Below are 26,079 nucleotides of genomic sequence, written 5' to 3'. Positions count from 1 at the left end.
CTACGTATCCCAAAATAATAGCTTCTAACTCACACAAAAATTAGTATAACTATACCCTTCTCTAGTTTTCTTCACCTCCAGGATTGCCGGAATTGCGTTCTTCAACTCCTGGACATGTGAGATTACACCAATCATTCGGCCGGACTGTTGCAGGTCAATCAGAGTATCAATGGCTTTGTTCAGTGACTCTTCGTCCAGTGAACCAAAACCCTCGTCGATGAACATGGTTTCTAGTGAAACCCCGCCATCATAGGCTTGAATAACATCTGCCATTCCGAGCGCTAGACACAGCGAAGCATTAAACTTTTCTCCACCGGATAATGTCTTCACATCCCTCATTTGACCGGTATAATTGTCATACACATCAAATCCAAGGCCACTTTGCTTGCCGCGTTTCTCCATCCGGTCACTGCGGACAAGGTAGTATTGTCCTCCGGACATCTTTTGTAGCCGATGGTTCGCATTGTGAATAATTTTATCTAAAAACTCAATTTGCAGGAAGCGTTCAAAGGAGAGCTTACTACTATTTTCTCCGCGCACAACATCATACAAATCTTTCACTACTTGGTATTCGCGTTCAGCCTCTTGGTAGCTACGCTCAGCCTCAAGAATACTCGCCTTAAATTCCGAGCCTTTATCAAAGTTATTCCCAGCTTGGATAGACTCAGCGCGAACGATATCAATTGATTGCTCCAGATCATCTAGAAGCTTCTGAAGGATGGCAAGATCCTGACGTTCTTTACCTGCAAGTGTGAAGCTTAATTCCTCAATTTGCTTGGTTACCGATGCCAATGAGGCCTTGTGCATTTCAATCTGACTCTTCAGCTCAGCTTGAGCACTATTGCTCATCTTCGCTGCTTTATAGCTTTCTTCTGAAGTGAACCCAGCCTGTTCTAACGCTCCGAGGTAGCTTCGAAGAGCCTTGTCCTTATTGGTAGTCGCTTCGCTCTTCCCATTCTCAGCATTGACTCGGCTTGCAGATGCCTTGATATTCCGTTCGTTCGCTTCCTGGTATTGCCCCTGTGCTTGCTTCCATGCGCTCTCAAGTTGTCTATTGTTAACCTCTGCACTCTTGATATGCTGTTCTAATTTCCCGAGACTACGCACATCTTCTGGCAAACTGGATAAAGACTGTTCAAATAATGCTCTCTCAGTTACATATTCTGTGTTTTTGTTATTGAACAAACTTTGCGTATGTTCCTTTTGTTTGCGTAACTCCTCCAACTTCATATCCAGTGTATCTAATGCTTGCTTGAGTGAAGCCAACATAGAATTCTCTTCCTTCAGTTGCTTCTCCTCTTCAACCAGTGCCTTCCCCTCTATTTGCAGATCAGCATAAACACTCTGAATCCCTTCTAACGAATATCCCAGTTCAAGCAACTGTTGCTGCTTCTCTTTAATCTGCTGTTCAGTAGTTGTGAGCTTCGCCTTTACTTCGAGATATTTTTTTTCAAATGAAGATTTCTCCTTACGCATCCGTTCAAGCTCTTCTTTGGTAGGGATGTCGCCGGTGGCAGCAGCTTTTTGGGGATGATCAAGACTTCCGCAGACCGGACATAACTCACCGTCATGAAGATGAGTTGCAAGCAATCCCGCTTGTCCTTCAATCCAGCGTTCCTCAATTGTAGAATACGCCTGATCCGCTTGCTCAAATAATTCTTTATTTCCTCTTTCTTCTGCTTGTTCAATTGTAAGTTTGTCTAAAAGGCCGAGATATTCTTTCATAGTTACAGCCTGCTGTCTTAACTGGCTAAGCTTCTCAGTCTTTGCCGGTAAATGAAGAATCTTATCTTCCAGTTCCTTGACTTGCGCTGCCTTAGAGAGTCGATCGCTCTGCTTCTTCTCCAGCTCATCAATTGAGCCGTTCAACTGCTTAGACAAGGTATCCACTTCTATCGTAAGCTTCGTGACTCGTTGCTGTCTCTGATCAATCTCTTTAACCGCTGGGAGATATCCTTGTAGCCGATCCAGTTCACGTAAAGATTGATTCCGTAATTTTTCCTTCCCCTCTTCCTGCTTATAGAGAGCATTAGCCATATTGAGGGCAGCTTCAGCCTGCAGGCATTCAGTAATCGCAGCTTCGAGAAACTCACTTTTACGACTTAGTTCATCCGTCATTTCAAGATTATGTTGTTCATAGACCTGAAGGTGAACCGCTTGCTCTGCAAGAGACAGCTGCACTGTCTGCTGTTTGATAACATCCTCTTGTGCTACTAGCTGTTGCTTTACTTCAGATTTCTGATCTAACAGATCAAATTGTCCATTCACAGCTTGTGCTTGATGATAAACAGCCGTATGTTCTTGGAATTTGGTTAGTTCAGATTGCAACAACAGCTTCTTTTCTTTCAGTTGCACAGTATAATATTCAATCTCTTTATCCAATGCTTCAAGCACTTGATAAGTGTTGTAGTTCTCCTGCTCAAAAACCTTGCATAAGTCAGAGGCTTCACGCCCACCTAGAGCACCTTTCACATTACCGATATGATAATCCAGCATCTTCGCTTGCTCCGAGCAAATTTGCTGCATGTCCTTGCGTTGTTCATTCAAATGGTCCGTGACCTGCTTATATAACCCTGTCTTAAAAATCCGGCGCAAGATCTCTTCCTTGTTCTCTGTCTCTGAGGTGAGCAGCTTGCGGAATTCACCCTGTGGTAGCATAACGATTTGACTAAACTGCTCCTTGGTTAGTCCAATAAGTCCACGGATTTTCTCATCCACCTGAGATACGATAAAGCGATCAACAATAGGGACAGCCTTTCCGCTGCTGATTTCATAAAGCTCATAGCTGTCTCCTGTCGCACCTTTATTTCCGGTCTTTACATGGGCTAACTGCCGAAATACACGGTACGTCCGACCTTTCAGCTCAAATTCCAAATCAACAGACGTGTGGACCTGGTCATCGGCGAAATGGCTCCGAAGCATCTTGTTGTCATTTCTGTCCTCACCGCTTGCATCTCCGTACAAAGCGAAACAGATCGCGTCAAAAATCGATGTTTTTCCGGCCCCCGTATTTCCTGATACCACAAATAAGCGGTGCTCTTTAAGCTCGGAGAAATCAATAACCTCCGTATCCTTATACGGCCCGAACGCCGTCATTGTCAGCTTCAACGGTCTCATAACGCTCACCTTCTTCCTCCAGGATTTCCTGCAGCGTTTCGATAAACAACTTCTCTGTTTCTGGCGATAGCTCTGTTCCTCTTACGTCTTTATAAAAAGCTTTGAACAACGACAGTCCGTCCATCTTTGCTCGTCCTTCAACCACCTGTGGCTCCCCAATCAACCCTGGGATCGTCATCTTGCGTTCTACATGCATAGCGTTTGGATAGACCGAGCGTACCCGTTCCATTGGCGAGGACACCAACACTTCATCCAGCAAGCGGACGAACACATAATCCTCATTAATGACATGCCGCTCAATATCTGCGATCAAGCCTTCTACTGTCCGCATGTCGCGCCGTGGTGTCAGCAATCGCCGCTCAATCGTTGTGTTTCCGTGTTCATCTAGATGGACAATTAAATATCCCTTGTTATGAAGTTCCTCCGAAATGGAATACTTCAGCGGTGATCCAGCATACCGGACTGCTTCGTTTCCAACATGATGTGCCTGATGCAAGTGACCTAATGCGGTGTAATGGAATCCGGCAAAATGTTCGGAGCTTACATGCTCTGCCCCACCGATAGACAGCGGCCGTTCAGAATCACTGGTATTATCCTGTGCTTCACCGCCAGGTGTTACAAAAGCATGTCCCACAAAAATATGGCGGATGTTTGGGTCCATCGTTCTTTTAATATTCTCCGTAATCTTCTGCATGGCATCATTATGTGTTCTAATACTCTCATCACCAAGTAAATAACGTACTTTCCCAGGCTCCACATAAGGAATGAGATGGAAGTGAACTGCACCATTCTCATCATTCAATACTACTGGCTCCATGGAGGCGGTAAGTTCCCCTGCAATATGGAGCCCCGATGCTTTCATAATACTGCTGCCAAAGTCAAGGCGGCTTGGACTGTCATGATTACCTGCGACTGCGAGCACAGGGATTTTTAACTGAAGTATTATCTTCTGCAGCACCTGATCAAGCAACTGTACTGCTTCCGTCGGTGGAACCGCACGATCGTATAGATCGCCTGCAATAATGATGACATCGGGCTGATCTGACTCAATATCCTTGATAAACTGTTCAAGGATATATTGCTGATCCTCTGTCATATAGACACCTTGTACTAGCTTGCCTAGGTGCCAGTCTGCTGTGTGGAAGATTTTCATGGTTCTCCGTCCTTTCGGATTGTCTTATTTCAAACTTTGCCGTTACAAGATTGCCTTGTTATTTATGTATCTCTATTAAACAAAAGTTCGCTGACAACCCTCTGTCAGCGAACTTTTGTTCTTAAAATGTATTTGATTGCAAAAATTATACTGATAGTTGTTTAGTTTCCATAAATGCTCCATTAATCATAAAGCATCACCAAAGTCGCGAATGACTCGATCGGCAAATTGCTCGCTGAAGTCTATGAAGCGAGGTGGAAAATGACTCTGGATTTCCTTGTTCATTCCCATTTCGAGTGAAACGAAGTGAAGCATTTACTTGCTATTATAGGCAGTACCATGCCCGTTTTGATTTTTGAAAATTCCAGTATCCTACCTTCTGAGCACAGAACGTGCGCATGTGGATCTTATTACCAAGGCTCACTTAGCTTACTTACAATGTCACGACGTGATAGAACGGATGCACATCTTTCCCACAAATCCGCCTCAGGATCTATGGTTCCACGATACTTCACAGTAAAAGCATCCTGAGCCCTTTTCCTTTCGTGCATGTATTCGTTCATTCGACCTTTAAGCTCTTCTTCATCTTCAATCCATTCATCATCGATTGTGTCAGGGAGGCTTCCAAAAATATCATATGTGTCACGAAGGCGGTCTGATAAAACATTGTAAACCTTCTCATCCTGAGTTTCGCTATAGACCAGGTTGAGCATATCGACAAACTTTCGAGCTTGACCGAACCGCTTAATTCTACCCAATCGCTGTTCGAGTCGAGATGGATTCCATGGAAGATCAATGTTAATCAAGGTGCCTAATGTTTGAAGATTCAACCCTTCGCAGGCCGCATCGGTTGCTACAACTAGCCGGATCTCACGAGTTTTAACCGCAGACTTTATAACTTCACGCTCAACATTGTTAAACTGCTCACCACGGAAAAGTCCACTCTTCCCAACACCCGCATATACTGCCACAATTTCACCTTTGAGAGATTTGGCAAGCTCTTTAGCGATCCATTCCGCAGTGTCATAGTATTGACTGAAAATAATACAGCCATGTTCAAGCCATGTTTTTCCGTCACTCCTGAATTCTGTTAAGAACCACTTTACTGTATTGAGCTTTGAATCTACGGCTTCAGCACGTGATAGCTGTGTCTCTATTTCTTTAAGGCAGGACACTTCTGCAGGCGTCATTTCAGAAAGGATATGCTCTACTTCTTCAATGCGCTCTTCATCCTCACTTGAAACAGAGTGCTTAAGCATTTTCTGTGCAGTTTTCAAGCCGGAGGCAAAACTTGAACAAATACGCTGCAGCATCAAAGATTTCATAAAGCCGCCTGCTTTAGTTCTAGATTGAAGAAGCTTACAAAACTCTTCAGCTTTTTCATACGCAACCTGAAAGGGTGTGTTTGTTGGAATCCCTAATCCGACAAAGCGAGACTGGTACTGTGCAAGGTTTCTGGTTATTGGATGCGTATTAACACCGACTTTTTCTAATAGTCCGTCGTCTTCAAGCTGTTTTCGCTTTCTTAACACAGTATGACGCAATACAGGGTTATTTTCTTTGAAGAATCTAGGTTCTAAACACTCAGAGAGCCACATGTTCTGAATCATATAGTCCAGGTCTTCAAACCGGTGTGCACATAAAAAAGATTGGGTGTCAATTGCCAAATGATCTCGAATCTGCTGGATTATATGGTGTTCATTTGATGGAGGCAGTGGGTTGCTTAACCACTGCCAAGCCTCTCTCTCAGAAGTGACCTGACTTTTCCCAGTTACTAATGGGATTGCTTGTTCATGGTCTCGCCAAGGGGACAATGAATCACCCAGAACAAACGATGCTCCACTATTCAAAATCCCCAAAAGATCCCATAGTTCCCGCACATCCGTCTGGATAGGTGTCGCAGTACCTAGTATCAAATGCTTTGTTCGTTTTCCGATCTGCTGCATAAAGGCAAGAAGATTATTAGGCTCAGCTGCTTTATCGCCAAGTCCCCCTCTTGCTCTTGCTTTGTGTGCTTCATCCAGAATAACTGTCCCGAATCGATTTTTAAGGAGCATTCCTGCTTCTTTGACAAAGTCAGCTCTCTCCCGCTGGTGCATGATCAATCCAGTCGATATGATGGCAATTTTATAAGGACATTTTTTTATAGAAGATGAATCTCCGCGTGGGGATAAAATCTGACCTTCAACACCAAGCCACACCTTTTTCTGAGAAGACCAGACAGCAGTAGGAATTCCAAGCTTATCCATCATCTCTATTTGCCACTGAATCGTTAACGTGGACGGAGCAAGAATGAGAACCGAGCCATCTTCAAGAAGGGCACTCACCAGAGCGCTGGTTGCCATGGAGAGCGTCTTACCAACTCCGACCTCGTCTGCCAAAAGCAAGCGGGCTTTCCCGTACATTTCTCTGTGCTCCAGGAACATGCTTACAAAGGAACGCTGCCATGGCTGCAATTGTTCTCCCCCTCGATATATTGGAGCTTCAGCCATTGCAGCAGCCGGGACCTCATCGGGTTTCAATACTTCAACCGTGATCTCCCGTCGATTGGCCACACGATTTATCTCTGCCAAAATAGCTTCCGGAAGAGGAACACCATCGTTCCACAAGGCCCAGAATTCCCTCTCTACCCAGTCAGCGCTTTCCTCATCGTCATCTTGCCATACCAGTTCATAGTTATGGGCAAACGCACTTTTCGACTCGTTCACAGAACCAATGAAAGACTTGCGGGTACCATCCGGATAGTGTATGGATCCGGCCTTTCCATGGAGAAACAAGCGCTCCCTCGGCACTACTCTGATCTCCACATTACCAGACTGCAAAAGCTGATCGAGAATCTGATAGCGCTCCTTTTTCAGAAGTGCTTCAGCTTCTACATCCACTTCGTTCCAGTGTTCTTTAAGGGCTGTATTCCGCCCTGTTGCAACCTGAAAATCGGCCAGGTCTAACTCGGAATTACAGATAATCTTCACTTCTGAAATTTGGGCGATCTCCTCGCCGACTAGTTCAAAAATAGAGCTCCTAAAATAGCCTGCAATACGGAAATACTTGGATGCACCATTAAGAGTTTGTGCTAAAAACTCAGTATCCAATCTTTCTGTTCGGGATGAGAAACGCTTTATCGTCATATCTTATAACCTCTGGTTCCTTATAGATTCCGCGAGTATGCGTGCACAGCTTGCCTCCACGTTGGGATTAGATGCTTTCGTTCCCAAAATACCCTCCCGTTTCTCTGCCAGGTAGTCGGCCATTTTGGCGAGCAGAGCTTTGTTATTCAGATAGTTAGGACAGTTCTCCATAAGGTGCAGCAGCACATCATCCACTTCCACTTCTTTGGAGAGTTCAAAAAGACTGTAGAGTAAGGCTCTTAGCGGTGTTCTACCAATCTCGGCATTTTCATTCATTAACGTACTCTTAAACTCGGTAGATAGCTTTAAACGTACAAAATTGGCTTTTGAGCTGTCACTCAGCAACTGTTCAAAGTAGCGGACTTTGAAGGCTTTAGCAAAGTTCTGGTAGTTATCTAATGTTTTGACACCCTGATGTTCCATTTCAACCATTTTTAGATAGAAACGCTCGACTGGTTGCAGTTTCTGCCATTCAGCTTTTTCAAATCCCACCGGGACAAGGAACTGGACGGCTGTCTGAACTGAAAAATCGATCAGATCATCTACAAAGGTCTTTTTGCCTTTCTGGCGTGGGGCTTCGGCCTCGATAACCATTTGCTTGCCGTCAATACGAGAATAGGCTGTCAGAACTTTCAATGCGGCGGCATATCCGGCCATCTGTAAGTCAGCATCGGTATAGAGGCCTTCGGAACCTTGGGCCCGTACCCTCGTATCCAGCCCAATCAATGATTCAACCTGTTCTTTAACCGCGTCCTCGATCTCCCAGCCCAGATCATCACGGAAGGTTTCCAGCTCTTGATGACGTTTGCGGAGAACGAGAATAATAGTCCCTTTGACGTTGGCTCCCTGACGCAAGGCAGAGTCGGTTTCTGTTACCACATACCAAGCCGCTGTCACCTGCAGGCCGCTGGCCCAGATAATGTTTGCCATATCCGCCCAGATAGTCCCACTTTGATGGGTAAACATCAGAATCTGGATGCCATTGTCCGGCATTTTTTGAGCCATCTTACGGTATGCTGCCACCATGCCTTGCCGGAAGCCCTCATCCTCTCCTTTAATTGCTAACGAACGACGGCTGTCCCAAGTCCAGTGGGCAAATTCCTTTGGAGGATTTTTACGAAGCCAAGCGATGAAGAATTCGGTGATCTCTTCATATTTGACCGCATCACCATAGGGAGGATCGGTTACATAAATGTCGTTTTCGACTTCTAACTCTTGGGCCGGATGGGCTTCGGATCTGAATAGAACTGTATTTGTTAATGGTTCATTTTTTATAGGATCAGCCATCTTTTTCAGTGCGAGTTCCAAACTTCTACATCCGTAATTATATAAAGTGTTAAGTGCCTGATTATAAAATACATTGGAAATACTGCCGGCCCCTTGTCCCTTTGCGCTATGCCACACACATAATCTGCTATTGTAATTCAATAGTTGCGCAAAGTTGGGCGCCAAATAAGCATCACAATATTTATTGATTAAGCCATTAACCATCAACTGTCTCGGATTAAACAAATGATGCCAATGGGTCCATCCCCGTTCGCGAATTGGCTGATCCGTATTATAACCCTTTTCAATGACCATATCCGGGATGTATCCTTTATCCTGCCATTCCTCAAGATGTTCACGGACATAGTTTATGACCTTTTGCTCACGTTCTTCGTCGCCCGGAGTTACAGGTCTTATTTGCACCTGGTTTTTTCCATCGATTTTATTTTGCCACTGAACACAATAAAGTCTTTCTTGATAGATATCGCCAGGAAGCGGAATGAAGTCGGTCTTCGACCAAAGCCGCAGTTTATTTTTGGTATCTCTACTGTCCTTATAATCTCCACGAATTGACTTTAGACTTACTCTATAAATATTCGCCCCATCAGGGCTATGAACCAAATCAGCACCCTGCACGGTTCCCACTTTAGCATTTTTAATATCCTCTTCACTATTTACAAAGCGAATATCAATCTTATACCTTTTTTCATCTGGAAGCGGGATGAGTTCTGCAACTGCCATATAATCTTGACTTATCACCTTAGTTGGCAGTAATGGAACCTTCCAACCGGACTCAGGACAAACCACCTCATTACAATACAAATATGCTTTTGCTGTCCATCCATTGCCGTCCGAATCAACACCAAGCTCTTCAAGCTCTTTTCTAACTTTTCTTGCTAGATGTTCCTGATCATTATCAATCTTAATTCGCTTCTCCTCACTAGCACCAACGATATTGTAGCCTCCCCAAGTGAGCATGCAGGCGATAGGGTTAAGATCCGAAGCATAAACATCACATCCTAAGCGAGCTGCTTCAAAAGGGATTTGCCCACTCCCACAAAAAACATCCGCTACTTTAGGGCGACGCCCATAGCGTGCTGTCCCGATTTGTTCTATTAGTTCAGGAAAGGAGGCAGCCGAAGTGCCAAGGTACTGGTTAACCTTTGTCCAAATATGAATACTAAGTGAATCCCCAATCTCATCAGGGCGTTTAGCAGCTTTCACCTGTTCATTGTAAGGAAGGACCAAAAGTTCACCAACAGTATCTCTTTTGGACGCAGGGAGTTTTTCTTCAAGCCGTTTTTGCATCGAATCCGAATCCATCCCCATCAATAGCTCAAATATCTCCAGATCTTGAAGCCGATCCTCTGTAGCAGGAAGCAACGCCCCCAATATACATGCTTTACTTAGAATAAGCGGCTTTCGTCCTTTCCAGTAGCTACCAAGAGCAGTAAGGGCTTTACCTGTATTGGCCATCTGTTCTTTGTAGCTCTCAGCAGATAATTTTTGCACTGGAAAAAGATGCTCAATCAGTGCCGGTTTATCTTTCCATTCAAATGGTACTAGTGCCATTAAATATCTCCCTTTTCCATGAAATCAAAAAGCGTCAGTGTCTCTTGTTGTTCGGGCTTCTGTTTAGTCTTTGGCTTCTTTTTGGGTTCCAGTCTAATATTCGAACCGTCAGACAAGGCGCAGTAAAGTGCTTTGCGCCAGCCTCGCCCGGACTGATCATCATGTCCTGCCTCCGAGGCCGTTTTGCTGTAAAGCCACCAACGCTCCTCGGGACGCAATGCCAGCCACTTTTGACATATGACAAGGCACTCATCCGGTGAAGCATGCTCCGCTGCCCAACCCAAGACGCATAACTCTCTACCCAGAAAGCGGTCCAGCTTGACTTTTCCAATTGTCCAACTGCCGGTGCTTTGCTTTTTGCTTTTCAAGCGTGCATTAAAATCGCGTCTGGCGTCATCACGGATTTTGTTCCAAAGCTCCCGAGCAAGAACCAGCCTGCATTCAACCGTTTCACGTCGAGTTTCATCGCCACCGAAACCAAAATCCTCATAAATACAGATTGCATCTCGTGGAGCTGGAGGAATCTCCGCATAAAAATGGTGCATCCCAAATTCTGTTGGCGCTCCGAAATCTGTAGTGCTGATCATTTTTGTTCTACCTCTCCATTTCCTATCTCAATGCCAAGCTGTTTGGCAAATTGCTCTAAATCGTAACCGGTTGGTGTATAGGCCTTTTTAAATGTCATAATAACCGGTGTGTCCGGGCTAAGGAGGGATTGAAGATGTATCAGCTCCTTCTCAATAAACTCTGCACTAATCTTAATTTCACCAAGAGAAAGATAGATCGCCTTTGGTGCAGAGCCCACCATCAGCGTCACCTGTTCAAATTCAATACTTTTCTCCTTAGCCATTTTCAGCCCCTCATACGTTTTCGAGGAACTATCCAATCGTTTTGGTGAAGGGCTATACAAGGTCGCGGGAACCTCTTTAATAATGGGAACCTCCTTGGAGCCCGACTTAGCAAAAGTAAAGGTTCGCTTTTCCTCAAGACCATCACACTCGGCAAAAACATAAACTGTCGCGTCTTCGTATCCCAATTGAATAGGACCTGTATATTCCGTCCCGTTTCTAGCTTCAGAACCGTCCAAAGTGTACTTAATTCTACCTCTCGGTGCGACATACAGTTCAACTGTCCTGGAAACTTCGTCAAATCGGTTGCGCAGTGTTAGACGGTTGTTCCATGTATTTGGGGAACCAGTCAGGTTCTTTCCAGTAGGATCGACGGCAAGAAATTGAACTTTCAATGCTTTGGTTGACAGTGTATTGTCGCTTAGTACTGGGCTGCTTTCCGAAACCTCACTATCTTCTGTATAGTGAATTCGAGGACTGTTGCCTGCATTCATCACATCAATTTTCAAACGCACCGTGCCTGAGTCATCCGGAGAAGAGTCTTCGCTGATAATGACCTCTGTTGTCTTAGGCTTCGGTTTTTTAGTAATGTATCCATTCCCTAAGTCTTCCCACACTCCACGCTGGTATGCCTCAATAGCCAGCTGGTCAAATCCACGATTTGGAAGCCACGGCATCTGAGTCTTCTGCTTCATTTTATCAATCAAATCTGTCTTGCGCACTTCATCTTGAGAGCCGAAAAGCAACGACTCTGCTCTGGCGCGTAACGCATCAAAATTTTCGGTAATTTGGGTAAACAATTTGATAGGATCTGAAGTCAATGTTTTTATGATCTGCCTTTCACCATTATAGGGTTCATTCGACGGATATGTACTATCGAGCGCTTTCGGCCTAAGTACTTCTTCGCCCTGATTTTTCCCAGGAAAGAGAAGTTTGTCGAATACTGAAAGAACGGTGGTTTGGAAATCTTGTTCATATTGAGCTTTCTTCTCGTCTAATTCTTTGCGTTGCGGGTGTGAACCAGGAATTTCATTATCCGCTTTTGTTACTGCATAGACATGGCGGGCGGCTTTCTCAATGCTGGCAATAGATGACTTGTCGCCAGTCAAGACCAGTATATTATTTCTGTTAACCAATGCCTTGAAAAAATTAGAAACAATACCTGGAGGAGTCTTCCCATCTGGACTGACTATTAAAAGTACACGTCCTGTTTTAAGAGCAGCTTCAGCTTCATCCATTTCAGGCAAAGGCATCACTTTTTCATAGGCTTCTTTGGTTACCGGTTTATACATATCATTAAGGCGATGGCGTATCAATTCATCTACCTTGTTTTGCGGAGCTTTATCCGCATATCCCTGAAGCTTCTTCGTTAAATTTTCTTGATGGCTGAAATAGTGTCGCCCTTCCTGGGTCTGGTGTAAATACCAGGCGGACTTTTGAAGCTCACTAAATGCGCTTAAAAAATCACTTCCTTGATGATTAGGGTCGATCAAGCATTCAAGCATTTCACGTTCAGTTAGCCCTTTTACAGAATTGACAGCAGTAGAAAGGCTTGCTGTGAGCAAAAGCATTCCAACTTGTTTGGCATATTGATTCCCGTTATTGATGTCGATTATCTGCGCATGGGCGCTGTCCGTAGAATCCCAGAGGTCTCTTGCAATCACATCCCGCATTTCTGAGATTTCAGCTAACTTCTCACGAACATCGTGGATAGAAAGATCAAAATGCTGGGCACCAATTAGATAAACATCTTCTTTGCTTTCCCAGACCGATTTCAATAGACGCGAGACTAATTCCATCAAACCACGCGTTTGTTTGAATTTTTCGTTTTCCTTAAACAGGGCAATAATGCTCTTGAAACTCGGATGGAAAGGGTAGGTTGATTCAATATCAGTGGCTAATGCCTCCGCACTTCTCTCAACCGTCTTTGCCTTTGCTGCTTCTGCCAGCCTTGAAGCATAGACTGAGGCAATTTCTGCGATTTCGCTCTTATCCGGCCTTGAAAGAAAGAGTCGCGTTCGAAGAATTTCATAGATTTCATTTGATTCCAAATTAACTGGAGTAATCGAAACCTCAGCACGCCCCAGTTCTTGTGTCGCATCATCAAGAGCTCGTTGGATTAACTTCCCACCAGTATCATAGGCAGCCTCTAAGTCAGATACGACAATACAGACATTTTTCTTTTTTTGAGCTGCTGTAAGCATATTTGAAAAGGCTCTGGTAACCACATCTGCTATCGTACCTTGCCCTAAAACCTGAGTGCTGTAATAATGGAAGTATGGAGGCATCTCATCCAAGAGAATAAGGATAGGCTCTTCACCATCGAACAGTTTTATCCATGATTGTTCATCCGGAGCCTTTGCACCGGATTCCCAATACTCCCTGAAGAGGCCCTCTTTACCTAACTGACGAGCAATTTCTCCCCAGAAATAAGTATGGGGATTGTTACGTCCATTAAAAGCGGCTATCTTTGCCGAATCAAAACCTGATTGATATGGCATAGATCCTATTAGTGTCTCTCGAAGAGCCGAATCCTTTGCTAGGAGCCCAAATCCAACCATCAAATGCGTTTTACCGCCGCCCATAGCCTGTTTAAGATGGAATACAGTATCGTTGGACTTTCCGGCAAGACGAGCTATACCCTTGGAAAGAAGAGTCTTCATTCCATCTGTTATGAACGTTTTCATAAAGTAATCATGCCCGTTGGTATCATTAATAATCTGATCCAATTGCTCAATTTGATCACCTACATTTATTTCGAGGGCTTTGGGTTGTAATTGACACGCTGATTTAATTGTTCTCATTTATAAACTCCTTCTTTTACCTTAACCCAGCATGGACGTCTGGATTATTGAGGCATGGGGATTATAATATATCTTTAATTATACATTTTTATCGTTTGGCGTGGTATTGCATAGCGTTAATCTTGTGTTTGCTAGATTTTTTTCATAACCGCTCAATAGCGTTTCCATTTCTGCTCATCTCCTTAGTCTATTATTGCAGCTTCACCTGGCTATCTGTAAAGGCAAATCCCTATTTAAAGAATAAATGTAAAGATAAAATATTAACTTTAATAGCTATCCGTAATAACTCAAAAAAACAGGTGGCCCCTTACTAAAAAATAATAAGGAACGTGCCTGTTCATCTCCACGCTATAAATATATTTCGCTCTCTAAAAATATCAGTAAAGTCGAAACGGATATTTTAGTTAACTAAGAATGGACCGTAATACTACTCTAACACCGCATACTCATTCCCATGCAAAAAATAAAGCCCCATCTCTTTCACCGTCATCCCAAACGCCCTCTCCAACTCTCCCCTATAAGCCATAATCTGTGGCTTATAGAACTCAACAAACGCAGCCAGCTGCCCTTCTTCGTACACATCCGTCTTAAAATCAACAACTACCCAGCCATCCTCCTCTTCAAAGAGGAAATCAATAACGCCTTTTAAATATAGCGTCTTTGCTGTGGAACCTACTGTCGAAGCATCGGTCTCCAGATCTATATCCGTCATCACCGTACGCAGCGGCAACTCATGAATCATCCGCTTTGCTGCTTGCGCTCGCCGCCACAGCGGATGATTCACCACATCTTCCAGCATCGTTTGCACGTCAGGAATGAGTGCCTCGTCCATGCCCTCTTCTTCAGCGATCATCCTGATGTGCAGCTCTATCTGCCCGGATTCCGCGCCAGTCCCAAGCAGTTCAATGCAGCGATGAACCACGCTGCCGAACGCCATGCCTCTGCCCGCAAGCGGTCGAGGCGGCTGAACGGCTCCAGACTTCGCCAGTTTCGTTACCGAAGTCGTCTGATACGTCGGCTTTGCTAGCCGGCTTCGCCACTGACGGCCCTTATCTTCATCAGCCATCTCATCATGAACCCCGTCATAACGCGAAGGCACCTCAGGCATAACTACAGGATCATCCAGCTCTATATCTTCCTGAATCCCGCTGTCGAAGCTGCTCCACGGGTCTTTTGCTGGTTGGTCCGGATATCGGCTAATGATCATAAGCTGTTTGGCGCGGGTAGCGGCGACATACAGCAGTCGTTCCTTCTCCGCATTCATATACAATCGCTCCCGCTCAGCGAGTTCTTGCCAGCCTGGTGGATGAGCAATCACATCCTCCTGATATCCTCTTCGCCGCGTGATGCTGAAATATCCGCGCGCGGAATCTCCCATCCGGTCCACATGCTCTTCGGCATCATGGTCAGACTCCCCGCAAGGGCACGCCAAGATAACCACTGGTGCCTCAAGCCCTTTGGCCTTATGTAGGTTCATAATGCGAACAGCATCCTGCTCACCTGCGAACAGATCTCCACACTCTAGCTTCGCTTCTTTTACGACCCGCATCAGATACGAGCTCAGTTCCGGCCAACTTGCTGCAACTAGGCTGTCCTTGTGCAGCAAATGTAGCAGTTTAATCAATGTTCCGGCACGCGCCCGGCCGGTCATACTAACTGCTGCGAGGGGAATCATCCCCAGATCCTCTATGATATGTAACAGTGCCGGTAATGCCGGCATCTTCCGGATCAGATCCGCGTATTCAGCGAGTCGTACCAGTGCTTCATATACTGGCAGTGCTATCGTCCCGACCTCTGCCCGATTCGGTAAAGTAGTATAGGTTATCGGAAACCCTTGCATCTTATAATGGAAGAGTGCATTATCACTGCAACTAAATAGTATCCCCTTCAGCACAGCTAGCAGGGATACTGGATCTCCAAGGTCATTAAGACAACTTGCCAGCACAGCAAGAGCACCGATCTCTTCGTAAATCGCCGAACTTCCAGCCGTAACAGAGGGTACTCCATACTGCTCCAGCTTTGCAGCGTATAAGTGCAGAAAATCTTTTCGTTTCAGCAGTACCAGGAAATCACTTGGAGTTGCATCCCTTACAAGGAAGCCACCGTCACTTCCCGGCTGCTTCTCCTGAATCTTCAGTTGACCACTGCAAGCCCAGGCAATATAACGAGCAGCCCGGTCTGCATCCGCTTCGGCAATCGCCGCCTGGCCTCCAGCCATTTTCGCATAAGTCATTGTGTAGACTCCATGCTGTACACCGTTCTCCGGATTAGTCGTTCGTGTATCCATATGTACAAAAGCCGCCTGATGTTCAGATTCAGCCTCTGGAAACCGGGCATTAAATTCATCATTTGTGAATTGCCCAAGATGGTGGATTGAGCGAAAGTTCGCACTTAGCTGCAGGACCTCGCCACAGGAACTGATCTTGTTTTTGACCCAATTATAGGTAGAAATATCCGCGCGCCGGAACCGGTAAATAGATTGTTTCGGGTCACCCACAATAAATAAAGAACCTGGTTTGGGAGTGATCCGTCTCCAATTCGCTTCTTTCGGATCATCACCTGTCAGCAGAAACATGAGCTCTGCCTGAATGGGATCAGTGTCCTGAAATTCATCTACGAACAGACGTGTATAACGAGTAGCAAAAAATAGCCGTACATGCTCATGCTCACGGAGTAACGCTGTTGCCCGCATCAGCAGATCCTGAAAGTCCAGAACGCCTAGTTCGTTTCGCTTGTGTGCTCCATAAGCAACAGCTGGTCTGACAAAATCAATCAACTGCGGATATAGATACTCCCGCCAAGCACCAAGGAAGGGACACAAGACGCGGCTTTGCCATTCCATGAACATAATTTTGTATTCCTTTGCCATAGCACTGTCTGTCCACCTGTTTAAGGTAACATTGATTTTTCGCTCAAACATCAATGCGAGCTGCAGTATACGCATATCATCATCAAGTCCGTGTAGTATAAGTAATCTTCGGCCATCACGAACCATTGTCTGCAGCGCGTCCCAGCCTTGTGCAGGCTTCTGTGTTGGAATGTAATGCCCAGCTTCTGCTATCATCTGCGGCAGAGATAAGCGAATAAGGGCAAAGTCAGGTCTAGGAGCGGCAACCGTCTCAATGTGTACATCGGTATAGCCGCATACCCGTTTATATACCTGGCGTAGGTCCTCCACGTTTACATGCAAGGACGCAAGGTCCGCCATCCCATTTTCCTGGCCGTTCTCGATCAAGCTCACCAGATACTCATCCCAGCATTGGTCCTGCAATAAGTTAGCTTCATCTTCTTCAATCTCACGGAACATGGGATCCAGTCTCGCCTCAATCGGTCTCTCCCTAAGCAGTCTGCCGCAAAAAGAATGAATTGTGCCAATATAGCACCGATCGATCTCCTGTAAAGCACGCTGCAACAGAGCCTTCTGCGGTTCAATCGCCTTACGGATCCGCCGCTCCAGCTCCAATCTGAACCTGCTCTTCAGCTCATCCGCTGCTTTCCGTGTGAACGTAATGGCAGCAATCTGCTCAGCCATGGCATTTCCTGACTCTATCAGAGCAATCATTCGGCCAACGAGTGATGTTGTCTTCCCCGATCCAGCCCCTGCTTCCACCATCAACGTCCGGTCTAGTATCTCTGCAATTCGCTCTCTGGCCGCCCTATCATCAACCAAAACGCTCTACCTCCTTGATATGGTAAAGCAATGGACTATTGGGTTCTAAATTCCATTTTGCCTTCGTACGTTCTGATTCATTCTTGCACACCGCTCCATAATCGCAATAGGAACATCGTTTCGACTCTGTTGTTGCAGTAAATGTTCCTGACTCCATCGAAGCTAATAAATGTCCCACTAACTCCGAAAGCTCAGCCGTCTTATTTTGAACCCGGGATACTTCATCGCCTTTGCCTCGTTCCGTTGGGAAGTAATAGGCTGACTCTACCACACGCGCCTCCGGGTCCATACTGGTATGCTTAAGCCACTGTTCAACCGCAACTGCATACAGCGCATGCTGCAGTTGCGTCCCCTGTGAGAAATACTCATTCTCGTCATACTTCGCCGGACTGCCTGTTTTGTAATCATAGATCTTGTACTTGTGCGGCCCGATCTCATCAACCCTGTCCACAAATCCCTTCATTCTAATGACAAGACCATTATCCAGCCTGACGCTCATGGGTTGTCCGTCTAATGTCAATTCGAGCTCAAAAAAACGTGGCCGTCCCTGAGCTTTCTGCTCCATCTGATAAAAAATGGCGACATCACGTCGCAGCGAATCGCATTCTTTATGATAAATATGGGGAGTTGGCGGCGGCACCTTCGCTTCATACTCACGGATGACCTGCTCTGTGATTTCCTGAAGCCTGTGTTCATCATGCTTAAGCCTATCCTCATGTATAGAACCTGCAGCCATCTCTTTCAGATAGAGGTAAAAGATACTGTGAAGCAAGCTGCCTCTGCTAGCCGCATCCAGCCATTTGGAACGATCGAATTCAGCAGTCTCCTTTACCCTGAGCTTCAGTACTTGGGAAAAGAAAAACCTCTTGGGGCATTCCGCATATCGTTCGAGCTGCGTCACACTAATATACGTCTCAGGATTGTTTAGATAACGAACCGCAAAGGTATCCATCGAGAGCATTCCTTCATATTCTGATAGGGCTCCTTCGCTAATTCGCATCTCTGCTTGTTCCAACTTAGCGGCGAATGGAAAGGATTGACGTATTGATGAAAAGCCATTTTGCAGTTTCCCCTCAGTGTGGAACCGTCCAAGCCAGCGATCCGTCCCATCCAACAAATGCTCTCCATTCGGGTCAATCGACATATATCCAACCGGTCTACCCAGTACCTGTCCTAGTCCAGTCAGATCCATCTGGGGATCGTCCGTCACTATTCTAGCAGCCTGTAATAACGCAAAAGCCGGAATGGTTTCCTTCTGCTCTGCCGGATCATAGCTGGAATAGCCCAATGTAACTTGTCCTGATAGCAATCCTAATCGGGTCTCACGTTCACGAATAATATGCTCAGTCCGCTCAGTAGATAAGAGTAACCCCTCCAGATTCCTGCGTTCCATATCCAGTAATACAGGATCCTGCCGGAGCTGTAAGGACCAAGCCTCATTACTCATGCCTAGGATATACGTCTGAGTTCTTCCCGATATGCCGCCATCTTGAAGCGAAGAAATATGCAGCTTTCCGCAAGAGGGTCCGCTACCAGAGATACGAATACCCTCTACCATTTCTTTTACATAACGCAGCGCGGTCTCGCTGGACAATGTACGTGGAGAGACAACCTCCTGCAGCTTCATTTGATCGATCAGTTCAGTGATAACGTATGAGTCAGCATCACTGTTCGGAACGGTGTGTTTTTCAAGAAAATCTATCAATGCGTGCAAAATCACCATAGGAGTCCACGTTACTTGACGCGAATCAGGCACTTTTTGAAACAATCCTTTAAACGCCAGATCTAACAACCTAGTCGCTTCAATGTGTTTACCCTTTAACTCAGCATTATCTGCGGCCTCTAACATGGAATACCGTTCTCTTCCCCAACCAATTCCGCTTTGCTCCAAAGCAAGGATGAGATCAGCCTGATCCACGGGTTCTCCAAGTTGAAGAATTGATATATAATCGTGCCGAAGAGCCTTAAGTAAGCACTCTACATCGTAGTTGCATTCCAGCCATTCGAGATAAACCAGCGCAGCCTTTCCGACCTTTGTATAAGTGACGGGCAGACCTTGGGAAAATGTACAAGGAATATCGAGAGCTTGGCTGAGCGTATATATCGTTGAACAATAAGCCTCATAATTAGAAACAACGATTTCTGCTTGATCGAAAGAATTAACTTGATTGCAGATACGTCGTAATGCTTCGCGAATCTCAGCTAAAGTTCCTGTGGCATGGTACAGCTGAACAGCAACATGATCACCATTCTGCAGGGATGACGGGAAAGCCCCAGTTTGCGGAAGAATGAGCAGTCTATCTCCAGCGATGCGATTCAGCATTTCTTTCTCCACAGAAGAGAACCGCCCCAAATCTCTAAGGATGAAGAGATGGTTATTCGCGGTTGTATCAGCTTCTGGTATGTAATCAAGCAGACCTGCAAAATCAGTAGAATTATTCTGTTCTAGCCAGTGTTCATATAGAGAGAGTAACTTATTGATGTAGAGACCTTTTTTCTCATGTTCAAAAACAGCGATAGAAAGCTCTGAAGCGCAAATCCCCGCCCCTCGGAGTTCTTCAATCGCGTGATGAAAGCTTTGAACAATACCTGGTGTAATCATCTCAACTGTTATGTATTCATCCTGTTGCTCTACCATATCAACCATAAGATTTTGGACAACCCAGAACGTCTGTTTACTATTTAAAAGATGAAGCCCTCGTTTCACCAGTTCCGGTTTGGTCCGCTTCACAACGAGTGACCTTAACGTTTCTGTTTCCACACCTAAAAGTGGGCCGTGTTCCTTTGTTATCCAATTCAGCCACTGCTCACCCTGATCATAATGATCCACAAGGAGGATCTTTCTACGAAAGGGATCGTTATTGCATATTTCATACAAATCCGCAAACCAATTATGGTTCAAGAGACCCACATCCTTCCTACCTTGTTTATTTCGAGTAAAATTTAGCCGTTCCTGCTTAGTCTTATTTATACATTTCAGTCCACAGAGCCAATTGAGCTTTTAACGTTTCTCGTACTGAAGCTGGCTCTAATATTTCAGCAGCAGGCCCGTACTGCAGAATCCACCGGATAAACTCTTTTTCGTTATTTACTGTCACCTCAAAAATCATGCTGCCATCCTTACAATCCTTCATTCGCGGGTGAACAAATAACTCTTCCTCTTTGATGTATCTAGCAACTTCAGCCCTAAAGCGCACCCTAAAGGTTATATTCTGCTCACCTTGTTCAATTGACCATGTATTTTTAAGATATTTCTTAATATTAAAATCACTTTTATCAAAAGACTGTGCTGTACCCTCCACCTTATGAAATCGACTAATCCGGAATGTTCGAATATCCTGCTTTGTGTGACAATACCCGATTAAGTAGAAGCGTTGATCACGTGGCACGAGGTAGTAAGGATCAATTTTACGCTCTGTAGTTTCATTACGATACTGGGTATGGTAGACAGTCTCAATCGTTCTTTGCTCTAGAATCGCCTGAATAATCGGTTGTAGAAAATTGGGACTTTCCTTCCGATATGCTGGAGTACCCATCTGAATAATATTGGTGATATCTTCTATAATGCTATTTTGTTTAGACTTTTCTTTATGATGTGTCGACATGACTTTATCGTATGCCGTATGAAATCCAGGAGGGAGTTTATCCTCATCTACCATCGAAGGTAACAGAGAGAATACCAGGGCTTCTTGTTCTGAGAAATTAAGGGGATACATAAAGAACTTGCCCATGAAACGGTAGCCAGTCCCTTTACCTGTATTCGTTATAGGAGCAATTGTATCGAGCAACCGTAGATCACGATAAATCGTTCGTACATCTACATCACATTTAAAAGCTAAATCAGCTGCGGAGATCCCCGGATTGGATTGAATTGCATTAATGATGTTAAGGATACGGATAATTTTCTCGACCATGATTATTCATTCTCCTTAGTACTATTCATAAATATCAGGTAGAAAAGTTACTCTTTTATCCAGTATACCTTTTAAACGTAACCAATAGTTGTCAGGGAACGTACGTTTGTTGATAACAATGCAAAAATCTGATTATTCGCGGCGTGACCATTACCTTATCTTAGGCCTTATCGAAATCGGGAATCAGCAAAAAAGCCTGAGGGACCCTGTTCATTTAGAATCCTGCAACTCAATCATCTCCTCTTACCACCTTCGAAACTACCAGGCAATCGATGCTCCATCGCATCCTGTTTACTATAATCCTCGTCAAGATTACGTTTTGCACGGCGCTTTGTTAGTTTTTCTTTTGGCTTTGGTTTTGCCTTTTGCTTTGGTTTTGCCTTTTGCTTTGGCTTTTGCTTTTGCTTTTGCTTTTGCTTTTTCAAATTACTAGCTTGGATGCTCTTTTCTACAATACTAGTAAAAACACTCAAAGGAATCTCTGCATCATTTACTAGGGATAATCTAACCCTTGTAGTTCCATTAGTCCAGGATTGGGCGTCCTGCCGAAATCCCCTCTTCTTCAAATGCTCCATTTTTAATTGTTTCAATTGTTGATCTGTGATAATTCCTAACGATGGCTTCGGATGTTTGCTTAGGATAACCTTCATCCCCTCTCCGCCTCTTTTAATGGGTAACCAAACTTAGAAACAAAACGGTCCACTAACGACAAATAGTAACCCTTCGATACAATCGGTAAGGCCCCCCGCAGGATTTCTTCCATGTACCAGTTTGGCGGCTCAACTTCCTCTTGTTTATTCACGACTACGAAGGTTAAGGCTTCATACCTTTGTCCGTTTTCTCCTTGAACTGTTATAACGATTGGTCTATAAATATTCCCCGTTACACCCTCACGTCCATATAAATATCCTTCGAGAGCTTGCTTAGGTATATAATATAGTTTGCCTTCCGTATATCCGCCTGTCTCTACAATGTCTGCCCTGCCCCCGTCAGCCGTTCTTCGTGTGAATTGCAGATTACAATTGTTAATGATTCCGCGGCCTACGACCTGAGTGAACCAATCAGCCACACCAGCTTCTTCGATACGCTTCAGATCCATGCAACTGCCGTATGCAAAATAAAGGATATTCTGGCCCTCGCACATCCGATAAAGCTTCCAATCCCCATAGGGGATCACCTGCCCCTGAATGGGTCGCTGCTGAATGTAAGCCCAAGCTTTTATGACTCGTTTGTCCGTTTGAACATCGATTTGCATTCGTTCATAATAATTCCGTGAATCGCCAGGTCCATAAAATCCTTCAAGTACGTCTACTCGAAGTAACTCTTCTATCCCTACTTCGTATAGCTCACCATTAACGAGTCGATCCATTGATAAGGTCATGGCAGGAAATCCAATACCTGTATCCACCAGTCCCCCTTTAGCAAAGGCTATTTGGGTATCTACTGAGCTACAACCCAGTAATCTATGGTTTCGTTCGTCCCTCCGAAGTGTTCCGTATACAAATAGTTTCACCATTCTCGTCATCCTCCAGTGTGTTATGATTTACACCACTAGAATGACATAAGACTAGTAACAGCAATGTTACCAGTCTTATGCAATAGCTATTCAAGTATGGTTAGCACGCCAAGATCAGGCCCCTCATAGACGTATTTCCCTTGTTTGCGAGCAATTTTAACAGGTATCTCCGCTTTTTGAAATCGCTGATTTTGCCTAGCCACAATCACCTTTAAACTTTGCAGCTGTAACTTCTCGAAATGATTCATTAGCCAATAGTCATCACTGTGATTTTCTTTGCATGATAAGGAAATCAGCATGTGCGCGAACCCTTCAGTGAGGACCAAGCTCCCTTCCCGATAAAAAGCTTTAGGATGAAGTTCAGATCGGATATCGAGAATGACATAACTGCTATCCTCCAGCTCAACCACTTCGTGATTCGTTAATTCACGTGGATTTTCCCCTGGGATGCATAACCGATAGGGCTTGAGTTGGCGCTCCACTCGCGGGATCTGAATCACATAATATGTATCCTCATATTCCGTCTGGTATTTATGGGTAGTATCCAAGGCTCTACCGGAATCAAGATATTCTCTGGCCTTATCATATTCTTGCATATGAACTGAACATCTGGCAGCATGGTAGTACGCCTTAACCTTCCGCCCACGATCAATACATTCGCTTGATAGCGCTCGTTCAAACCACTTCAATGCCTCCCTTGGATTACGTTCCAACAACGCAGCATGTCCAAGATGATAGGTCGCAGCATCCCGGAGAGATTGCGAAACCTCAGAGTCTAAGACTTTTTGAAAATACATTCTTGCTTCATGGGCATTCATGAAATTTTCTTTGATGTCGGTCCCCTGGTCCAAATAGAACCGGGCCAAATTCTCGTAAGCCAACTGGAGATCTGTTCCGCTAAGGGTCTGTATCTTATCCTTGAGGAATTGGATTATCCGTTCTCGTGTTAAGCGTTGAGGCAAACCCTCGCACTCTTCTTCTAACAAGTAAAGTTCTTCGTCAAATGTCATTCTGACCATTCTTCCTTTCAGGGTTTTGAGATCTACTAGATTTAAGATATGCCTATGATCTTATGACTAATTATAATAGAGCATACAACCCATCTCGAATATTCGACACCTTTTGGACAATGAGCTCAGATTCTAAATGATCATATGAATAAATATATCGTTCTTTCTTATCTGCTTCTTCAAGTTCGCACACAAAAATACTGAAGAAATCGAGAATGACTGCATCACAGAATCGAAAAAATTCCAGCAATGTCTGTCCCGTAGTGCTCATAACTGCATGTTGAATGACTTTTTCCAGATCAAGCAGATAAATGCCACTCAACCTATCAACAACAGAATTAAGGCATTCTTTGAAATTTGCCCTCTTCCTTTTGCCTTCCGCAGCAAAGGGGATGCTTGAAATCAGGTATACCGGACTACCGGTAGTCCGAATACTGTTGATAAGATTACGCAAGCCATGTGCCGAGTCCCCGCCCATAAAGCAAATAATGATTACTGCCGCACATAATGATTCATTTACTAATGCAACAATTGGATCATTTAACTTTTCCATTCCATTTTGTGCATGTATTATACCGCCGTCCAGTCCGTCAAAGTAACCCTTCTCTCTGTAATTGAATCTGTGGTCTGCGCAGAAAGAAGCTAATACAGAATCATTATTTAGGAAAAAAACTTTGACCCAATCCTTGCTATTGGGAAGCTGATTAAAACATGACCTCACGCAGCTTCCAACTCCAATTACTCGACTTTCGCAGCTCATTGAAATACCCCACTACCGGATGCTTCAACTCTATCCTCACGTCCATGATCAAAATCTGCTTTTGCCAACTCGTCTGTCCACCAAAGCCAGAATATTCAATACCATATCATCAATCTCCAAGCTCTTCTCTATAGGAGTTGTCAGAAATATATTAGCCACCACGATGAAATTCGATTTAACGAGTGCAGCCTGTGCTGCCATCAGCTCTTTGGCATGTTCCATATTTTTTCTGCTTCTGGCCATTACGATTAGGCGCATCTCTGGCACAGGCCCTTTGGCGGCTTGTCTTACCACTTCAATGTCGTTAATTGTGACTGTAATATGTATATCCGGAGCATTCTTAATTTCCAGCTCTGTCTGATACCATCTGATCTGGTTTGATTTATCACCCATATTGAGTATGTTCTTTTTATCCACCGAGATATTATAATCCCTGATTTATCAGGTAGATAACGGTAACCCGACGCCCGGTATTCTACTCTACCTACTAACGCAGGACTGGGAAAGCCCTCCAGTTGCTACTTCAATTTGCTCCAAGACATGTGTCTTCCTCCCTAAACAAAACAGAGAAACGGCTTATTGGCTCCGGGTTTTCCCCTTCCCATTTCAGCCGGTCCTTAACCGTTTCATGTTTATTTCTATTCTATATACAGAGCTCTCCAAATTCGGAAGCTTAGTCCCATGTTCCTCTGCCCCATCCTGTTCCTTACTCCCAAACTCATCTAGCAGCGCACGCACTTCACTTGTTGACTTAGTATTAATTAAGGTGTTTCTTAATTCACTTGCCCCGCGAAGCTGCGGAAGTATATTTTGAAGAAGCGTTGCAACGGACTGAAGGAACGTGATTTCTGTCCGGAGTACTCATCATAGAGATCCAGATGTGGGAGTAGCAGATCAAGCAGTCCCGCGCTGCTATGCTCCTTGGGCTCCAGTTCAAACGCAAACGGATTATGAAAAATTCCGCGCCTGATTCATAATATTCCATCCACACCATACTCTTCTGCAAGCTTAAGGCCCGTCTGACATTCCGGGATATCCCCGTTAATGGTCAGCAGGGTATGTGGTGCCATCTCATCGCGCAGCTTCTTGCTCTCCGAAATTAGCTCCCAGTGGGCATCAACCTTGCTCATTTCCTCTCTGTTGCGTAGATGAATGGACAGATTCACAATATCTTGCTGCAGGATATGGGTTAACCAATCACACCATTCGTCTATGTCAGTGAATCCAAGCCTTGTTTTTACAATGACAGGCAGTCCCCCGGCTTTGGCTGCCTGGATGATCGCTGCTGCAAGTACGGGATGACAGATCAGGCCGCTTCGTC

At 44.8% G+C, this 26,079-nt stretch carries 13 protein-coding genes and 2 pseudogenes; all 15 read right to left on the bottom strand.

All coding sequences use genetic code 11. From position 1 onward, the window contains the following. Nucleotides 1-24: 24 nt before the first annotated feature. Complete coding sequence (locus PBOR_RS03740; RefSeq protein WP_042210534.1) at nt 25-3,117, bottom strand: AAA family ATPase; 3,093 nt, start codon at nt 3,115-3,117, stop codon at nt 25-27. After that, nucleotides 3,074-4,270: an exonuclease SbcCD subunit D gene (locus tag PBOR_RS03735; RefSeq protein WP_042210533.1), complete on the bottom strand. Its 1,197-nt coding sequence runs from the start codon at nt 4,268-4,270 to the stop codon at nt 3,074-3,076. Before PBOR_RS03735 ends, PBOR_RS03740 begins: the two co-directional genes overlap by 44 nt. A gap of 410 nt (nt 4,271-4,680) precedes the next feature. Then, the gene (locus PBOR_RS03730; RefSeq protein WP_042210532.1) at nt 4,681-7,398 is read right to left on the bottom strand and encodes a phospholipase D-like domain-containing anti-phage protein; all 2,718 of its coding nucleotides are present in this window, start codon (nt 7,396-7,398) and stop codon (nt 4,681-4,683) included. A gap of 3 nt (nt 7,399-7,401) precedes the next feature. After that, nucleotides 7,402-10,236, bottom strand: coding sequence for an anti-phage-associated DUF1156 domain-containing protein (locus PBOR_RS03725; protein WP_042210531.1), 2,835 nt, complete (start codon nt 10,234-10,236; stop codon nt 7,402-7,404). Next, nucleotides 10,236-10,823, bottom strand: coding sequence for an anti-phage-associated DUF3780 domain-containing protein (locus tag PBOR_RS03720; RefSeq protein ID WP_042210530.1), 588 nt, complete (start codon nt 10,821-10,823; stop codon nt 10,236-10,238). The genes PBOR_RS03725 and PBOR_RS03720 overlap by 1 nt, the downstream gene beginning before the upstream one ends. Then, nucleotides 10,820-13,888, bottom strand: a complete 3,069-nt coding sequence (locus PBOR_RS03715) for an anti-phage-associated DUF499 domain-containing protein (protein ID WP_042210529.1) — start codon at nt 13,886-13,888, stop codon at nt 10,820-10,822. The genes PBOR_RS03720 and PBOR_RS03715 overlap by 4 nt, the downstream gene beginning before the upstream one ends. Before the next feature lie 427 nt (nt 13,889-14,315). Further along, nucleotides 14,316-17,558: a UvrD-helicase domain-containing protein gene (locus PBOR_RS03710; protein WP_042210528.1), complete on the bottom strand. Its 3,243-nt coding sequence runs from the start codon at nt 17,556-17,558 to the stop codon at nt 14,316-14,318. Continuing rightward, nucleotides 17,551-20,460: a PD-(D/E)XK nuclease family protein gene (locus PBOR_RS03705; RefSeq protein WP_042210527.1), complete on the bottom strand. Its 2,910-nt coding sequence runs from the start codon at nt 20,458-20,460 to the stop codon at nt 17,551-17,553. The genes PBOR_RS03710 and PBOR_RS03705 overlap by 8 nt, the downstream gene beginning before the upstream one ends. A 61-nt stretch (nt 20,461-20,521) precedes the next feature. Next, a complete protein-coding gene (locus PBOR_RS03700; protein ID WP_042210525.1) occupies nt 20,522-21,472 on the bottom strand; it encodes a helix-turn-helix transcriptional regulator in 951 nt (316 codons plus the stop codon). A 233-nt stretch (nt 21,473-21,705) separates the two neighbouring features. After that, complete coding sequence (locus tag PBOR_RS36800) at nt 21,706-22,122, bottom strand: hypothetical protein (protein WP_042210524.1); 417 nt, start codon at nt 22,120-22,122, stop codon at nt 21,706-21,708. Continuing rightward, on the bottom strand, nt 22,119-22,988 hold the full coding sequence (locus tag PBOR_RS03690) for a gamma-glutamylcyclotransferase family protein (protein ID WP_052429314.1): 870 nt from the start codon (nt 22,986-22,988) through the stop codon (nt 22,119-22,121). The genes PBOR_RS36800 and PBOR_RS03690 overlap by 4 nt, the downstream gene beginning before the upstream one ends. Nucleotides 22,989-23,074: 86 nt before the next feature. Beyond that, on the bottom strand, nt 23,075-23,998 hold the full coding sequence (locus PBOR_RS03685) for a tetratricopeptide repeat protein (RefSeq protein WP_042210522.1): 924 nt from the start codon (nt 23,996-23,998) through the stop codon (nt 23,075-23,077). Between the two features lie 70 nt (nt 23,999-24,068). Further along, nucleotides 24,069-24,758 (bottom strand): hypothetical protein, encoded by a 690-nt coding sequence (locus PBOR_RS03680; protein ID WP_167549505.1) that lies wholly within the window; start codon nt 24,756-24,758, stop codon nt 24,069-24,071. Then, nucleotides 24,703-25,273: pseudogene (locus PBOR_RS34860) on the bottom strand (SF0329 family protein). The gene PBOR_RS03680 and the pseudogene PBOR_RS34860 overlap by 56 nt, the downstream one beginning before the upstream one ends. A gap of 91 nt (nt 25,274-25,364) precedes the next feature. Further along, nucleotides 25,365-26,074 (bottom strand): annotated as a pseudogene (locus PBOR_RS34855) (tRNA-dihydrouridine synthase); the annotation flags it as partial. Nucleotides 26,075-26,079: the final 5 nt, after the last annotated feature.

Source organism: Paenibacillus borealis, assembly GCF_000758665.1.
Taxonomy (GTDB): domain Bacteria; phylum Bacillota; class Bacilli; order Paenibacillales; family Paenibacillaceae; genus Paenibacillus_AQ; species Paenibacillus_AQ borealis.
The sequence above is the reverse complement of the archived record's forward strand: the minus strand, read 5'-3'. Positions and strand labels throughout refer to the sequence as shown.

Bases quoted from the DNA above. Each gene is read 5' to 3' on its own strand.
- PBOR_RS03740 (WP_042210534.1), bottom strand. From the start codon at position 3,117: ATGAGACCGTTGAAGCTGACAATGACGGCGTTCGGGCCGTATAAGGAT.
- PBOR_RS03735 (WP_042210533.1), bottom strand. From the start codon at position 4,270: ATGAAAATCTTCCACACAGCAGACTGGCACCTAGGCAAGCTAGTACAA.
- PBOR_RS03730 (WP_042210532.1), bottom strand. From the start codon at position 7,398: ATGACGATAAAGCGTTTCTCATCCCGAACAGAAAGATTGGATACTGAG.
- PBOR_RS03725 (WP_042210531.1), bottom strand. From the start codon at position 10,236: ATGGCACTAGTACCATTTGAATGGAAAGATAAACCGGCACTGATTGAG.
- PBOR_RS03720 (WP_042210530.1), bottom strand. From the start codon at position 10,823: ATGATCAGCACTACAGATTTCGGAGCGCCAACAGAATTTGGGATGCAC.
- PBOR_RS03715 (WP_042210529.1), bottom strand. From the start codon at position 13,888: ATGAGAACAATTAAATCAGCGTGTCAATTACAACCCAAAGCCCTCGAA.
- PBOR_RS03700 (WP_042210525.1), bottom strand. From the start codon at position 21,472: ATGGTCGAGAAAATTATCCGTATCCTTAACATCATTAATGCAATTCAA.
- PBOR_RS36800 (WP_042210524.1), bottom strand. From the start codon at position 22,122: ATGAAGGTTATCCTAAGCAAACATCCGAAGCCATCGTTAGGAATTATC.
- PBOR_RS03690 (WP_052429314.1), bottom strand. From the start codon at position 22,988: ATGGTGAAACTATTTGTATACGGAACACTTCGGAGGGACGAACGAAAC.
- PBOR_RS03685 (WP_042210522.1), bottom strand. From the start codon at position 23,998: ATGACATTTGACGAAGAACTTTACTTGTTAGAAGAAGAGTGCGAGGGT.
- PBOR_RS03680 (WP_167549505.1), bottom strand. From the start codon at position 24,758: ATGAGCTGCGAAAGTCGAGTAATTGGAGTTGGAAGCTGCGTGAGGTCA.